Below are 13588 nucleotides of genomic sequence, written 5' to 3'. Positions count from 1 at the left end.
CTAACGGAGAGACAGCAGAAGCCGGCATTTTATTTTGGTGTGTCCGCATGCCGTAGGGGAAGGTAAAAATGGTACAGGTCAGAGCGCATCAGCCCATCAATACCGACGGCAGCGTCAATCTGGAAGCCTGGCTCGATCAGGTACTCCAGCTTGATCCGGCTCTGGACCGAGCTGGACTGCAGCGTGCCTGCGAGTTCGCCCATGCGGCCGAGCAGCAGGCCAACGCGGCGAAAAATCTGTGGGCCGAGGGCACGTCCAGCTTTCGCACTGGTCTGGAAATCGCCGAGATTCTCGCCGACCTGCGCATCGACCAGGATTCGCTGGAGGCGGCGATCATTTATCGGGGCGTGCGCGAAGGCAAGATCAGCCTCGAGGACGTGACCAAGCACTTCGGGCCGGTGGTCGCCAAGCTGATCGAAGGCGTGCTGCGCATGGCGGCGATCAGCGCCAGTGTGAACCCGCGCGATTCGCTGGTGCTCGGCACCCAGGCCCAGGTGGAAAACCTGCGCAAGATGCTGGTGGCCATGGTCGATGATGTGCGCGTGGCGCTGATCAAGCTGGCCGAGCGCACCTGCGCGATCCGGGCGGTCAAGAATGCCGACGATGAAAAACGTCACCGCGTGGCCCGCGAAGTGTTCGATATTTACGCGCCGCTGGCACACCGCCTGGGGATTGGCCATATCAAGTGGGAGCTGGAAGACCTCTCCTTCCGCTACCTGGAGCCGGAGCAGTACAAGAAGATCGCCACGTTGCTGCATGAGCGGCGTCTGGACCGCGAACAGTACATCACCAGCGTGATGGACCAACTGCGCGAAAAACTGGCCGCCACCGGCATCAAGGCCGATCTCAGTGGGCGCGCCAAGCATATTTATTCCATCTGGCGAAAGATGCAAAAAAAAGGCTTGCAGTTCAGCCAGATCTACGACGTACGCGCGGTGCGCGTGCTGGTCCCGGAAATCCACGACTGCTATACCGCGCTGGGCATCGTGCACACCTTGTGGCGGCACATACCCAAGGAGTTCGACGATTACATCGCCAACCCCAAGGAAAATGGCTACCGCTCGCTGCACACAGCGGTCATCGGCCCGGACGGCAAGGTCCTGGAGGTGCAGATCCGCAGCCACGCCATGCACGAAGAGGCCGAGCTGGGTGTCTGCGCCCACTGGCGTTACAAGGGTACCGACACTAAGGCCAGCTCCAGCCACTACGAAGAGAAGATCGCCTGGCTGCGTCAGGTGCTCGAGTGGCACGAGGAGTTGGGCGATATCGGCGGCCTGGCCGAGCAGTTGCGCGTGGATATCGAGCCGGACCGGGTGTATGTGTTCACTCCCGACGGTCACGCCATCGACTTGCCCAAGGGCGCCACGCCGCTGGACTTCGCCTACCGCGTACACACCGAGATCGGCCATAACTGCCGAGGCGCCAAGGTCAATGGCCGGATCGTGCCGCTTACCTACACTCTGCAGACTGGCGAGCAGGTCGAGATCATTGCCAGCAAGCAGGGCGGTGCGCCAAGCCGGGACTGGCTCAACCCCAACCTGGGGTATGTGACCACCTCGCGCTCGCGGGCCAAGATCATCCATTGGTTCAAGCTGCAGGCCCGTGATCAGAACGTCGCGGCCGGCAAGGCCATGCTCGAGCGAGAGTTGGCGCGGCTGGCGCTGGGACAAGTGGATTACCAGCGATTGGCGGAGAAGGCCAACCTGAAAACCGCCGAAGACATGTATGCCGCCCTGGGTGCTGGCGATCTGCGCCTGGCGCATCTGGCCAATCTGGCGCAGCAACTGGTCGAGCCGGACCGCGACTACGGCCAGCTGGAACTGATTCCTCGCCGGGTTACCGGTACGCCAAAACCGGGCAAGCGCGGCGATATCCAGATCCAGGGCGTGGGCAACCTGTTGACCCAGATGGCCGGCTGCTGCCAGCCGCTGCCAGGCGACCCGATTGTCGGCTACATCACCGTGGGGCGCGGGGTGAGCATTCACCGCCAGGATTGCGCGGCGGTGCTGCAATTGGCCAGCCGCGAGCCCGAGCGCATCATCCAGGTCAGCTGGGGCCCGGTGCCGGTGCAGACCTATCCGGTGGATATCATCATCCGTGCCTATGATCGCTCCGGGTTGCTGCGCGATGTGTCGCAGATGCTGCTCAATGAGAAGATCAACGTGCTGGCGGTGAACACCCATTCCAACAAGGAAGACAATACCGCGCTGATGTCCTTGACCATCGAAATCCCCGGTCTGGACTCGCTGGGCCGGCTGCTGGGGCGTATTGCCCAGCTGCCCAACATCATTGAGGCCAAGCGGCAGCGGGCGTCGTAGATAAAGACGATGAAGCGCTGGAGGCTTGAAAGCTGGACGATAAAGCGGGACGCTTTCCAGCCTCCAGCCTCCAGCCTCCAGCCTCCAGCCTCCAGCCTCCAGCCAGGACCAGCCCATGTATGAACTTCCCGACCTCCTGCACCTGATGGCCCGCCTGCGTGATCCGCAACACGGTTGCCCGTGGGATCTGCAACAGGATTTTCGCAGCATCGTGCCGCACACCTTGGAAGAAGCCTATGAAGTTGCCGACGCCATCGAGCGCGGTGATTTCGAGCACCTGCCCGGCGAGCTGGGTGACCTGTTGTTTCAGGTGGTCTATTACAGCCAGCTGGCCCGCGAAGAAGGACGTTTCGATTTCGCCCAGGTCGTCGATGCCATCACCCGCAAGCTTGTGCGCCGCCATCCCCATGTATTTCCCGATGGCGACCTGTACGGCGCGCTGGACACGCCGCGTCTGGACGAAGCGGCGATCAAGGAGCGTTGGGAGGAAATCAAGGCCGAGGAGCGTGCCGAAAAAGCCGCCGCGCCCGAGCAGTTGTCGCTGCTTGACGACGTACCTTCCACCCTGCCGGCGCTGAGCCGCGCGGCCAAGCTGCAAAAGCGCGCCGCCCAGGTGGGGTTCGACTGGCCCGAGGCCTTGCCGGTGCTCGACAAGGTCCGCGAAGAGCTAGACGAAGTGCTGGAAGCGATGAGCGAAAACGATGCGCCGGCCATTGAAGAGGAGCTGGGGGACCTGCTGTTTGTGGTGGTCAACCTGGCCCGTCACTTGAAAACTGACCCGGAAACGGCCTTGCGCGCAGCCAACGCCAAGTTCGAGCGACGCTTCCGATTCATCGAACAGGCCTTGCGGGATGCCGGCCGACCCATCGAGAATTGCGGTCTGGAAGAACTGGACGCCCTGTGGGGCGAAGCCAAGAAGGCCGAGCGGTCGCTTTCCTGCGGGTAATGCGTGTAGGGTGGATGTCGTTTTCCACATCCACCAAGCGGGGTGGGGATGCTAAATACAGCCCTCATGCCACGTCTTATTTGAATCAACGACGAGTCGAACCATGAGTCTTTCCCTTCGTGATCAGCTGCTCAAAGCTGGCCTGGTCAATGAGAAGCAGGCCAAGCAGGCCGCCAAGCAGAAGCAGAAACAGCAGCGTCTGGTGCATAAAGGCCAGGCCGAACTGGACGATTCGCAGCGCCAGGCCGCCTTGCAGGCCCAGGCCGAAAAGCTCGCGCGCGATCAGGAATTGAATCGTCAGCAGCAGGAAAAGGCCGACCAGAAGGCGCGTGCCGCACAGGTCAAACAGCTGATCGAAAGCAGCCGCCTGCCCAAGCTGACCACCGAGGATTACTACAACTTCGTTGACGACAAGAAGGTCAAGCGCCTGTCGGTGAACAACCTGATGCGCGACAAGTTGTCCCGCGGCTCGCTGGCCATCGTGCGCCACGGTCCAGGCTACGAAGTCATTCCCCGCGACGCCGCCCTGAAAATCCAGGAACGCGACCCGCGCCGCATCATCCTGCTCAACACTCCCACCGAAGAAGCCGACGCCGACGATCCCTACGCCGCGTACAAAGTACCGGACGATCTGATGTGGTGAGGGGCGTGTGCGTGCCCAGCACTGTCTTCGGGAGTCGCGACCTCGCGGCGAAGGCGATGCTACGTGCTTTGTAGGGGCGAATCATTCGCCTGGCACTGTGGCTGCAGGCCACCCCGATGCGGCGACAGGCACGACGGTGAGAATGCCGCTGAACCGCAGGCATTCGTCGCAGCGTGTGCGCTGTCGGATGGGCCGTGCAATGGCGAATGAATTCGCCCCTACAGGGTGCGTCTGGCCGGGCTTGCGGTTGCGATTTTGTAGGATCGGTCTTGTCCGCGATTCGCGGCCGGCAGGATGAACGCCATTGGGTAGGGGCGAATTCATTCGCCTGGCACTGTGGCTGCAGGCCACCCCGGTGTGGCGACAGGCACGGTGGTGCGAATTCCGCGGAACCGCAGGCGATCGTCGAAGCGTATTTGCTGTCGGATGGGCCGTGCAATGGCGATGAATTCGCCCCTACAGGGTACGTCTGGCTGGGCTTTGCAGGGTTTGCGATGTTGTAGAAGCGGACAAGTCCGCGATTCGCGGCCGGCAGGATGAACGCCACTCGGGTAGGGGCGAATTCATTCGCCTGGCTCTGTGGCTGCAGGCCACCCCGAAGCGGCGACAGGCACGGTGGTGCGAGTTCCGCTGAACCGCAGGCATTCGTCGCAGCGTGTGCGCTGTCGGATGGGCCGTGCAATGGCGAATGAATTCGCCCCTACAGGGTACGTCTTCCCGGGCTTTGCGGTTGCGATTTTGTAGGATCGGTCTTGTCCGCGATTCGCGGCCGATAGGATGAACGCCCATTCGCCCCTACAAAAAAGCCACCCATTAGGCAATCTCCCGTATCGCTTCCTCTCCGATCTCCAGGCCGATGCGCTGGCCGCTGGCATGCAGGTCGGCGGCGGAGCGGTTCAACACATCCACCAGCAGTTCCACGCCACGGGCTTCGACGCGATAGCGTATGACGTTGCCGAGCAGGCTGTGGCTGCGTATCTGCGCGTCGATGCGGCCGTGCGGCGCGAGCACGATGGCTTCGGGGCGGATGGCTACGCGGTGGGCCACGGCTCGGCCGAGCAGGCGGCTGGCGGCGTTGGCATCCAGCAGGTTGTAGTTGCCGATAAAGCCGGCGGCGAAGGCGGTGGCCGGCTGGGTGTACAGCGCTTCGGCGCTGCCGTTTTGTACGATGCGCCCGGCATCCATCAGCAGGATGCGGTCGGACAGTGTCAGCGCCTCTTCCTGATCATGGGTAACGAACAAGGTGGTCAGGCCCAGCTCGCGCTGAATGCGGCGGATCTGTTCGCGCAGGTGCTTGCGAATGCGCGCATCCAATGCCGACAGCGGTTCGTCGAGCAGTAATAAGCGTGGACGGGTGACCAGTGAGCGGGCGAGGGCAACGCGCTGGCTTTGCCCACCGGAAAGCTGGTGCGGATAACGGTTGGCCAGCTCGCTGAGTTCCACCAGCTCAAGCCCCTCCGCCACGCGCCGGGCGTTTTCCGCCTTGGGTACCTTCTGCATGCGCAGGCCGAAGGCGACGTTCTGCGCCACGGTCATGTTGGGGAACAGCGCGTAGCTCTGGAACACCATGCCGATGCCGCGTTTCTGCGGTGGCAGCGGCAGCAGGTTCTGGCCTTCCAGTTCGATGCGTCCGCCATTCACCTCGGTGAGTCCGGCCACGCAACGCAGCAAGGTGGATTTGCCGCAGCCGGACGGGCCAAGCAGGGTGACGAATTCGCCGCGTTCGACCGTGCAGTCAATGTCGCTGAACACGAGGGTCGCGCCATACCGCTTGTGCAGGTTCTGGATGACGAGGTAGCTCATGGCGCGTCCTTGTTCAGGCGATTGGCGGCCCAGGTGAACACCAGCACGAAGAAGAAGTAGGAGATCACCAGCGCGCTGTTGAAGTGGCCACTGCTGTTGCGCATGTTGTTCAGGTACACCTGCAGGGTTTCGTAACGGGTACCCACCAGCAGGTTGGCAAACACGAATTCGCCGAACAAGAAGGAAAACGACAGGAACAGCGCGACCATCACGCCTTTGCGCAGATTCGGTAGCACCACCAGCAATGCGGCTTGCCAGGTGCTGGCACCCAGCATGCGGGCAGCGTCCATCAAGTCGGGCAGGTTCAGCGCCTGCAGGTTATTGGTGATCGCCCGGTACATGAACGGTAGCGCCACGGTGAAATAGCAGCCGATCAGAATCCAGGGCGTACCGACCAGGGGCAGGGGATCGGAACCGTAGATCTGCAGCAGGCCCACCGAGGACACTACCGGTGGGACGGCGAAGGGCAGCAGGATGAGGATGTTCATCAGCCCGTCGAGGCGGGGAAAGTAGTAGTGCACCACGAATAGCAGCGGCAGGATCAGCACCACCGAGAGCAGCAGGGCGCCAAAACACACCAGCAGCGATTGGCCGAACGCGATCAGGAAACGTTGCTCGCTCCACAGTGCGTGGTACCACTTGAGCGTGAACCCGTCGGGCAAAATGGTCGCCGACCAGCTGCTGGCCAGGGAATAGACCAGCGTGCCGGCCAGCGGCATCAGCAAAATTAGAAACAGCAGCCACACCACCAGCCGGTGGTAGAGCCGCGCAGGCCGGCGCTCAGCGCGTGACATGATAACTCCGGCGCAACAGCCATTGGTGGACCATAGTGATCAATGCCATCAGCCCCACCAGCAGAATGGCCAGGGCGCTGGCCATAGAGGGGTTGAGCACGATATCGCCGGCCACCAGCGCGGCGATGCGGATCGGCATGATGTTGAAGTTTCCGGTGGTCAGCGCATAGACAGTGGCATAGGCGCCGAGGGCGTTGGCCAGCAAGATGACGAACGTGCCAAGCAGCGCTGGGGTCAGCACCGGCAGGCCGATATACCGCCAGAACTGCCAGGGACCGGCGCCAAGCAGGGCGGCCGACTCGCGCCAGTCCTCACGCAAGGCGTCGAAGGCTGGATAAAGCAGTAGCACGCCGAGGGGAATCTGGAAGTAGGTGTAGATCAGGATCAACCCGGTCTTGGAGTAGATGTTGAAATCCTCGATCCAGCCCAGCTGCTTGAGCAGCAGGGTGAAGGCGCCATTGAAACCGAGCAGGATGATGAAGGCGAAGGCCAGCGGTACGCCGGCGAAGTTGCTGGTCATGGTGGTAAAGGCGCTGACAAAGTCGCGCAGGCGCGAGTCCACCTGATGCAGGGAGTAGCTGCCAAGCACAGCAATGGCCAGGCCGAAGATGCTCGACCAGAACGCCACTTGCAGGCTGTGCTTGATGGCCTGCAGGTAGAACTTCGAGGCGAAGATCTTGCTGAAATTCTCCAGGCTCCAGCCGTCGGCGCTGTGCAGGCTGTTGACCGCCACCCACAGCAACGGGGCGATCTGGAAGGCGAAGAAAAATACCGCGAACGGCAGCAGGCACATCGCTGCCAGCCATTTTCCACGCGGTGCGCTGCTCATTTGAACAGCTCCCGGCACACCGGTTTGTCATGGGGTACGCCGAGCAGCTCGCAGATGCTGCCGCATAGCTCGGTCTGCCGTGGCCTGGCCTGAGCGTTGAGGCTGAAGGCATCACCCATCACGAACAGCGGCACCTCGCGTTCTTCGGGCAGCAGACCATTGTGAGAGCGGTCGCGGGTCATGCCGTGGTCGGCGGTGACCAGCACTTGGTAGCCGACATCCAGCCAGCCTTGCAGGTAATTTCCCAGAAGAATATCGGCGCGGCGGGCGCGGTTGCGGTACTGCGTCGAGTCCAGCCCGTGCTGGTGGCCGGCATCGTCGATGTTCATTGGATGCACCAGCAGGAAATCCGGGGCGTGGCGACGGCGCAGGTGTTCCGCGTCGGCGAACAGGTGCGAGTCGGGATAGTGATCCTCGTAATAGAAGTGGCCGTACTGAATGGGCAGCTCCGGCGCCTCAGTGTGGCGATCCCGCGCGGCGTCGAAGGGTGTTCGGTTGTACAGCTCGCTGACCCAGTGATAGGCCGCTGCCGCGGTGCTGCGCCCGGCGGCGCGGGCGTAGTGGAAGATGCTGCGCTGATTGGACAGGCGCGCTACCTCGTTGTTGACGATGCCGCTGTCCAGCGGTGGCACGCCAGTGAGAATGCATTCGTAAAGCGGACGAGAGAGCGCCGGCAGCTCGCAGTCCAGCTTGTAGAGCGTTGCACGGCCGGCCGCGCAGCACGCCTGCAGGAGGCCCAGGGTGTAGCGGGCCACCTCGAAGTTGAGGCCGTCAAGCACCACCAGAATGACCTTCGAGTTCATTGGGAAATTCTCTACGCCACAGTGCGCACCGAAACGCTGAGCCAAGCAGGGTGGGCAAACGCCCACCCTGCGGTTTCCTTATTGCATCTCGATGATCACGTGTTCCTGCCACAGCTGCGGCAGCGCCTTGGAAGTTGCTTCCCAGGCGTCGGGCTCCTTGATCGGCTGCACCTTGGCGTATTGCTCGTTGGGCAGCAGCTTGGCCTGCACGTCCGCCGGCAGGGTCAGGTGTTCGGCGCGGATCGGCCGGGCGTTCCCCTTGGCCAGGTTGATTTGTCCGGCGTCGCTCAGGATGTATTCACGGGCCAGCTTGGCGGCATTGGGATGCTTGGCGTACTTGTTGATGATGGTGCTGTAGCCGGAGATCACCGAGCCGTCGGAGGGAATCAGTACCTCGAAGCGACTGGGATCGATCTGCTCGCGATAGCCCAGACCGTTGAAATCCCAGACCACGCCGACTTCCACTTCACCTCGTTCGAGGGTCTGGATGGTCGGGTTGGCCAGCGAGAGGCGACCCTGCTTGGCGATGTCGGCGAAGAAGTCCAGGCCGGGCTGGATGTTCTTTTCGTCGCCGCCGTTGGCAATGGCCGCGGCCAGCACGCCGTTGACGGCCTGGGCGGCGGTGCCGACGTCACCGATGGCGACTTTGTAGGTGCCTTTTTTGAGGTCGGCCCAAGATGTGGGGGCTTCCTTGACCAGCTGCTTGTTGACGATGAAAGCGATGGAGCCGGTGTAGGCGAGCATCCAGTGGCCGTCGTCGTCCTTGGCCCAGTCCGGAATCTCGTCCCAGGTGGTGGGTTTGTACGCTTGGGTGACGCCCTGCTGCACGGCGATGGGCCCAAAGGCTGCGCCGACGTCGCCGATGTCGGCGGTGGCGTTGGATTTTTCGGCGGCGAACTTGGCGATTTCCTGCGCCGAGCTCATGTCGGTGTCGCTGTGCTTGAGGCCGTACAAACGCTGCAAATCGGCCCAGGTGTCTTTCCAGTTGGCCCAGCTGTCGGGCATGCCCACGCTGTTCACCTCACCTTCAGCCCGCGCCGCCTGCTCCAGGCTTTTTACATCCTGAGCCATGGCCTGACCGGCCAGGGTGATGGCCGTTCCCAACAGTGAAACCAGTAGCAGTCGTTTCATGTGCAGCTCCTTGGCGAAGTAGTCCGGGTCGTCGCGTCCTTACCCAGACTGCAGGGATTCAATGACAGGCAGATGGCACAGGCGTCGTTGATCGGTGAGCTGCGCCGCATTTCAGCGTAGACCAAGGCCGTGTTGGGTGATTGTTCAAGCGGGAGGGGCTGGTTTGCGTTCATCCTGCCGGCCGCGCATCGCGGACAAGTCCGCTCCTGCAAGACCGCAAGACCGCAAGCCCCGCAAAAGCTGGCCAAAAGCACCCTGTAGGCGCGAATTTAGTCGCCATTGCACGGCCCATCCGACAGCAAATACGCTGCGACGAACGCCTGCGGTTCAGCGGAATTCGCACCACCATGCCTGTCACTGCACCGGAGTAGCACTGCCGCTACAGTGCCAGGCGAATGAATTCGCCCCTACTCGAATTGGCGTCATCCTGCCGGCCGCGCATCGCGGACAAGTCCGCTCCTACAAGACCGCAAGCCCCGCAAAAGCTGGCCAAAAGCACCCTGTAGGGGCGAATTTATTCGCCATTGCACGGCCATCCGACAGCAAATACGCTTCGACGAACCCTGCGGGTCAGTTGAATTCGCACCCGCCGGTTTGCCGGCAAACGGCGGGCTGCCCGATAAACACCGAGCCAACGTCTCGATACCGTCAATGGGCGAGGCCGCCCTACATGGCTTTTGTTAGGCCAGCTGCACGCGATCTTTATCGCCAGCGCTGAATATCCCATCCCTGCGCTTCGGCATGGGCAATCAACACGGCATCCGGATTGATGGCGTGGGGATGGTCGACGGCTTGCAGCAGCGGCAGGTCGTTGCGCGAGTCGGAATAGAAGTGGGTTTCGCCTAGCGCCACGCCGTGACGGGTGCGCCAGTCGGCCAGGGCAGCGATCTTGCCTTCGCGATAGGAGAGGATGCCGCGAGTCTGGCCGGTCAGGCGACCATCGCGTGCTTCCAGTTCGACGCCCACGGCGTGTTCGAGATCCAGCAGTGCGGCCGCGGCCTGCACCAGAAAGCGCGGCGACGCCGATAGCACCAACAGGCGGTCGCCCGCGGCGCGATGTTCGGCCACACAGCGCCGGGCATCCTCGAAGATCAGCGGCTCGATCTTGGCCGCAACAAATGCTTCGGCGACCCCACGCACCTCGTGCAGGGTACGTCCGATCAGCGGCTGCAGGGTGAAGGCCAGGTAGGCCTCCAGCGTCAGGCGCCCGGCTGCGTATACGCGCACGAGATGTTGTTCATGGGCCATGAACGCGTCGCGATCTAGCCAGCCCAGCTCACCCAAGAACTCGCCCCAGAGGCTGGGGCTGTTACCGTCGATCAGGGTGTCGTCGAGGTCGAATACCGCCAGTGCCATCAGGCCAGCTCAGCGCTGGAATAGAAGGCAGTGAGCACCTTGACCAGATGGGTCAGGTCCTGGCTGCCGGCCAATTCGCGGATCGAGTGCATGGCAAACGTCGGCAGGCCGATGTCCACTGTGGGCACGCCGAGGCGGCTGGCGGTGATCGGGCCAATGGTCGAGCCGCAGCCCATGTCGCTGCGGGTGACGAAGCTCTGCACCGGCACTTCGTTGGCCAGGCACAGATGGCGAAAGAACCCGGCGGTTTCGCTGGTGGTGGCGTAGCGCTGGTTGCTGTTGAGCTTGATCACCGGGCCGGCGTTGAGTTTTGGGCCGTGATTGCCGTCGTGCCTGTCCGCATAGTTCGGGTGCACGGCGTGAGCGTTGTCGGCGGAGACCAGCAACGAGCGCTGGATGATGCGCACGAAGTCTTCGCCGGCCGGCAGGGCGCGTTGCAGGACCTGCTCTAGGAACGGGCCGTCCGCGCCGCAGGCCGAGGTGGAGCCGACTTCTTCATGGTCGGTGCATACCAGTACGCAGCTTTCCTCATCGCCGGCGGCCAGCAGCGCTTCCAGCCCGGCGTAGCAGGACAGCAGGTTGTCCAGTCGCGCGCCAGCGATGAACTGGCCGTCCAGGCCGATCACGGCCGCGCTCTGGGTGTCGTAGAAGCTCAGCTCGAAATCCAGGATCACGTCGGGGCTCAAACCGTGTTCGCGGTTCAGCTGCTCGGCGAGCAGGGCGCGGAAGTCGTAAGGTTCGTCGCTGGCGACCTGGGCGAGGATCGGTGGCAGTTCGTTCTGCGCGTTGATCGGCCAGCCCTGGTTGGCCTCGCGGTTGAGGTGGATGGCCAGGTTGGGAATCACGGCGATGGGTTCGCGAAAATCAATCAGCTGGCTTTCCACCTTGCCGTCGCGACGGAACGTCACGCGGCCGGCCAGCGACAGGTCGCGGTCGAACCAGGGTGCCAGCAGAGCACCGCCGTAGACTTCCACGCCCAGTTGCAGGAAGCCTTGGCGCTGCAGTTCCGGCTGTGGCTTGACGCGCAAGCACGGGCTGTCGGTATGCGCGCCGACCAGGCGCAGGCCGCCGTCCAGGGGCAAGCGCTGGCCGAGCTTGAACGCAATCAGCGAGGAATCGTTGCGGGTTACGTAGTAACGGCCGCCAGCTTCGCAGTTCCACGGCTGGCGCTCATCAAGAGGTTCGAAACCGGCCGCTTCGAGGCGTTGGGCAAGGGTGGCGGTGGCGTGGAACGGGGTGGGCGAAGCCTTGAGGAAATCGATCAGACCTTGATTGAGCTCAGCGTACATAAGGGACTCCAGACAGCGATGGGCGGAGTCTATCGGATTTGCGCGGCAGTGGCAGGCGGCAAATGCTCGAGGCGGCGCTGGGCCTGGTGCTTCGGGCCGATCAACCTTTCCCCGGGTCTTCCTCGCGACTGTCTGCCTCGGCCTCGTCTTGCCGGTCGGCCTCGCCCGTCTGCTGGGGTGGGTCCGTCACTTCCGGCATCATTTCCAGTACGGTCTGGCTGGTGCGCAGCATGGTGACGTGGGGGGTATGGCTCTTGGCGTGTTCGCGAACTTGCCCAATGCGTACAAAGGTAAACAGGGTGAGGATGCCCAGCGTAATGGCATGAAACAACGGCAAGCCCTGGGGGCCGAGCCAGCCCATCACCGCACCGGCCACCACGGGGCCAATGGCGGCTCCGAAACCATTGATCACCAGCAGTCCTGTGGTTCCAGACAGCACGTCTTCAGGTGGCAGGCGGTCGATCATGTGCGTGACAGTGACGGAGTACAGCGAAAACGTCAGCCCGCCCCAGATAAAGGCGGCTATCCACAAGGCCGTGGAGGCGGGTAACTGGCTCATGACCAGTGAAACCAGCGTGGCCAGCCCTGCGATCCAGAGCAAGACGACCGGGCGTTCGTGGGTATCGGAAAACAGCCCGATGGGCCACTGCAGCAGCGCGCCGCCTAGAATGGTCACGCTCATCAGACTGGCCACCTCAGAAGCATCAAAGCCACGGTGGCTGGCATACAGCGGTGCCAATCCCCAAAAGGCACTCAGCGCCAGGCCTGCCAGTGCGGCCGAGACGACGGCCAGCCGAGACACCCGAAACAATTGCGGCACATGGATATGGGGCACCTCCGGCAGCGTGGGCTGGGCCTGGCGGGTGAGGGTAATCGGCACCGCCGCCGCGCAGATCAGCATCGCCGCCAGCGCGAACAGTAGGAATGACTGCGCGCTTTCCAAGTGCAGCAGCTGCTGGGCTACGGTCAGCGCGCCCAGGTTGACGAACATGTACACGGCGAATACCTGCCCGCGCTTATCGCCGGTGGCCTTGGCGTTCAGCCAGCTCTCGATAACCATGTACAGCGTGACGACCACGATGCCGAACAGCAGGCGCAGCCCCAGCCAGACCCACGGATTGACCAGCACCACGTGCAACAGGGTGACGATGGTGGCGAGGGCGGCGCAGAGCGCAAAAGCGCGGATGTGCCCGATGCGCCGGATCAGCGGCACCGTCACCCAGGAACCGAGCAGGTAGCCGGCGAAATACCCTGACGTCAGTAAGCCGATCACCGTATCGGAAAACCCCTCCGTTATCGCTCGCAGGGTGATCAGGGTATTGAACAGTCCCGTGCCAAGCAGCAGCAGAGCCACGCCATTGAGCAATGAAAGCAGAGGAGGCAACGTCGCACGCATGGGCAGTACTCCTGGCTAACTAACGAAGGGCCAAAGGAACAGCTTAGACGTGCAACCTGCGCAGGTCGGAAAGGGAGCCGGTTGCATCGGGCAAATGTCGGCGGTCGAGAGGACGCGCCGGAACCGAGCCAATTAATCCTCGGTGGGGCCCCTTCGCCTCCCTTTTTTGAGGTAGGGCGCTAAGATGGCCGATTAAATCTTGCCTGGCATCGTGCCGGGCTCGAAGAGACGGACCTTTCGTAACGCTTTGCGTGGCACATCGCGGGCCGGGTTCGCATTG

The 13588-nt window shown here is 62.7% G+C and carries 11 protein-coding genes; 3 read left to right on the top strand and 8 right to left on the bottom strand.

Annotation, left to right across the window (positions count from 1 at the left end; translation table 11 throughout):
- Positions 1 to 68: 68 nt before the first annotated feature.
- The 3 genes from relA (at position 69) to ACTV8E_RS03095 (ending at position 3907) form a co-directional block, all read left to right on the top strand.
- Entirely contained in the window at positions 69 to 2318 is a 2250-nt protein-coding gene (relA, locus tag ACTV8E_RS03105) for a GTP diphosphokinase (RefSeq protein ID WP_251837344.1), read from the top strand.
- 115 nt (positions 2319 to 2433) lie between these two features.
- Positions 2434 to 3264, top strand: coding sequence for a nucleoside triphosphate pyrophosphohydrolase (gene mazG / locus ACTV8E_RS03100; protein WP_251837343.1), 831 nt, complete (start codon positions 2434 to 2436; stop codon positions 3262 to 3264).
- A 103-nt stretch (positions 3265 to 3367) separates the two neighbouring features.
- On the top strand, positions 3368 to 3907 hold the full coding sequence (locus tag ACTV8E_RS03095; RefSeq protein WP_251837342.1) for a DUF2058 domain-containing protein: 540 nt from the start codon (positions 3368 to 3370) through the stop codon (positions 3905 to 3907).
- Positions 3908 to 4720: 813 nt separating this feature from the next.
- Here the strand turns inward: ACTV8E_RS03095 and ACTV8E_RS03090 are convergent.
- The 8 genes from ACTV8E_RS03090 to ACTV8E_RS03055 form a co-directional block, all read right to left on the bottom strand.
- The gene (locus tag ACTV8E_RS03090) at positions 4721 to 5710 is read right to left on the bottom strand and encodes an ABC transporter ATP-binding protein (RefSeq protein ID WP_443198445.1); all 990 of its coding nucleotides are present in this window, start codon (positions 5708 to 5710) and stop codon (positions 4721 to 4723) included.
- Positions 5707 to 6504, bottom strand: coding sequence for an ABC transporter permease (locus ACTV8E_RS03085; protein ID WP_443198444.1), 798 nt, complete (start codon positions 6502 to 6504; stop codon positions 5707 to 5709). The genes ACTV8E_RS03090 and ACTV8E_RS03085 overlap by 4 nt, the downstream gene beginning before the upstream one ends.
- Positions 6491 to 7333 (bottom strand): ABC transporter permease, encoded by an 843-nt coding sequence (locus tag ACTV8E_RS03080; RefSeq protein WP_443198443.1) that lies wholly within the window; start codon positions 7331 to 7333, stop codon positions 6491 to 6493. The genes ACTV8E_RS03085 and ACTV8E_RS03080 overlap by 14 nt, the downstream gene beginning before the upstream one ends.
- Positions 7330 to 8136 (bottom strand): alkaline phosphatase family protein, encoded by an 807-nt coding sequence (locus ACTV8E_RS03075; protein WP_443198442.1) that lies wholly within the window; start codon positions 8134 to 8136, stop codon positions 7330 to 7332. The genes ACTV8E_RS03080 and ACTV8E_RS03075 overlap by 4 nt, the downstream gene beginning before the upstream one ends.
- A gap of 78 nt (positions 8137 to 8214) precedes the next feature.
- Positions 8215 to 9267, bottom strand: coding sequence for an ABC transporter substrate-binding protein (locus ACTV8E_RS03070; RefSeq protein WP_443198441.1), 1053 nt, complete (start codon positions 9265 to 9267; stop codon positions 8215 to 8217).
- A 702-nt stretch (positions 9268 to 9969) separates the two neighbouring features.
- Positions 9970 to 10623 (bottom strand): HAD family hydrolase, encoded by a 654-nt coding sequence (locus ACTV8E_RS03065; RefSeq protein ID WP_443198440.1) that lies wholly within the window; start codon positions 10621 to 10623, stop codon positions 9970 to 9972.
- A complete protein-coding gene (locus ACTV8E_RS03060) occupies positions 10623 to 11912 on the bottom strand; it encodes a M18 family aminopeptidase (RefSeq protein ID WP_443198439.1) in 1290 nt (429 codons plus the stop codon). The genes ACTV8E_RS03065 and ACTV8E_RS03060 overlap by 1 nt, the downstream gene beginning before the upstream one ends.
- Before the next feature lie 100 nt (positions 11913 to 12012).
- The gene (locus ACTV8E_RS03055) at positions 12013 to 13308 is read right to left on the bottom strand and encodes an MFS transporter (RefSeq protein WP_443198438.1); all 1296 of its coding nucleotides are present in this window, start codon (positions 13306 to 13308) and stop codon (positions 12013 to 12015) included.
- Between the last annotated feature and the right edge of the window lie 280 nt (positions 13309 to 13588).

The organism is Pseudomonas sp. B392_1p, from assembly GCF_052245235.1.
In the GTDB taxonomy this organism is placed as follows: Bacteria; Pseudomonadota; Gammaproteobacteria; order Pseudomonadales; family Pseudomonadaceae; genus Serpens; species Serpens gallinarum.
Note: the sequence above shows the minus strand (reverse complement) of the source record. Positions and strands in the feature narration are given on the sequence as shown.

Excerpts from the sequence above, each read along its gene's own strand:
- ACTV8E_RS03070 (WP_443198441.1), bottom strand. The coding sequence starts at position 9,267 with ATGAAACGACTGCTACTGGTTTCACTGTTGGGAACGGCCATCACCCTG.
- mazG (WP_251837343.1), top strand. The coding sequence starts at position 2,434 with ATGTATGAACTTCCCGACCTCCTGCACCTGATGGCCCGCCTGCGTGAT.
- ACTV8E_RS03085 (WP_443198444.1), bottom strand. The coding sequence starts at position 6,504 with ATGTCACGCGCTGAGCGCCGGCCTGCGCGGCTCTACCACCGGCTGGTG.
- ACTV8E_RS03075 (WP_443198442.1), bottom strand. The coding sequence starts at position 8,136 with ATGAACTCGAAGGTCATTCTGGTGGTGCTTGACGGCCTCAACTTCGAG.
- ACTV8E_RS03065 (WP_443198440.1), bottom strand. The coding sequence starts at position 10,623 with ATGGCACTGGCGGTATTCGACCTCGACGACACCCTGATCGACGGTAAC.
- ACTV8E_RS03095 (WP_251837342.1), top strand. The coding sequence starts at position 3,368 with ATGAGTCTTTCCCTTCGTGATCAGCTGCTCAAAGCTGGCCTGGTCAAT.
- ACTV8E_RS03090 (WP_443198445.1), bottom strand. The coding sequence starts at position 5,710 with ATGAGCTACCTCGTCATCCAGAACCTGCACAAGCGGTATGGCGCGACC.
- ACTV8E_RS03080 (WP_443198443.1), bottom strand. The coding sequence starts at position 7,333 with ATGAGCAGCGCACCGCGTGGAAAATGGCTGGCAGCGATGTGCCTGCTG.
- ACTV8E_RS03055 (WP_443198438.1), bottom strand. The coding sequence starts at position 13,308 with ATGCGTGCGACGTTGCCTCCTCTGCTTTCATTGCTCAATGGCGTGGCT.
- relA (WP_251837344.1), top strand. The coding sequence starts at position 69 with ATGGTACAGGTCAGAGCGCATCAGCCCATCAATACCGACGGCAGCGTC.
- ACTV8E_RS03060 (WP_443198439.1), bottom strand. The coding sequence starts at position 11,912 with ATGTACGCTGAGCTCAATCAAGGTCTGATCGATTTCCTCAAGGCTTCG.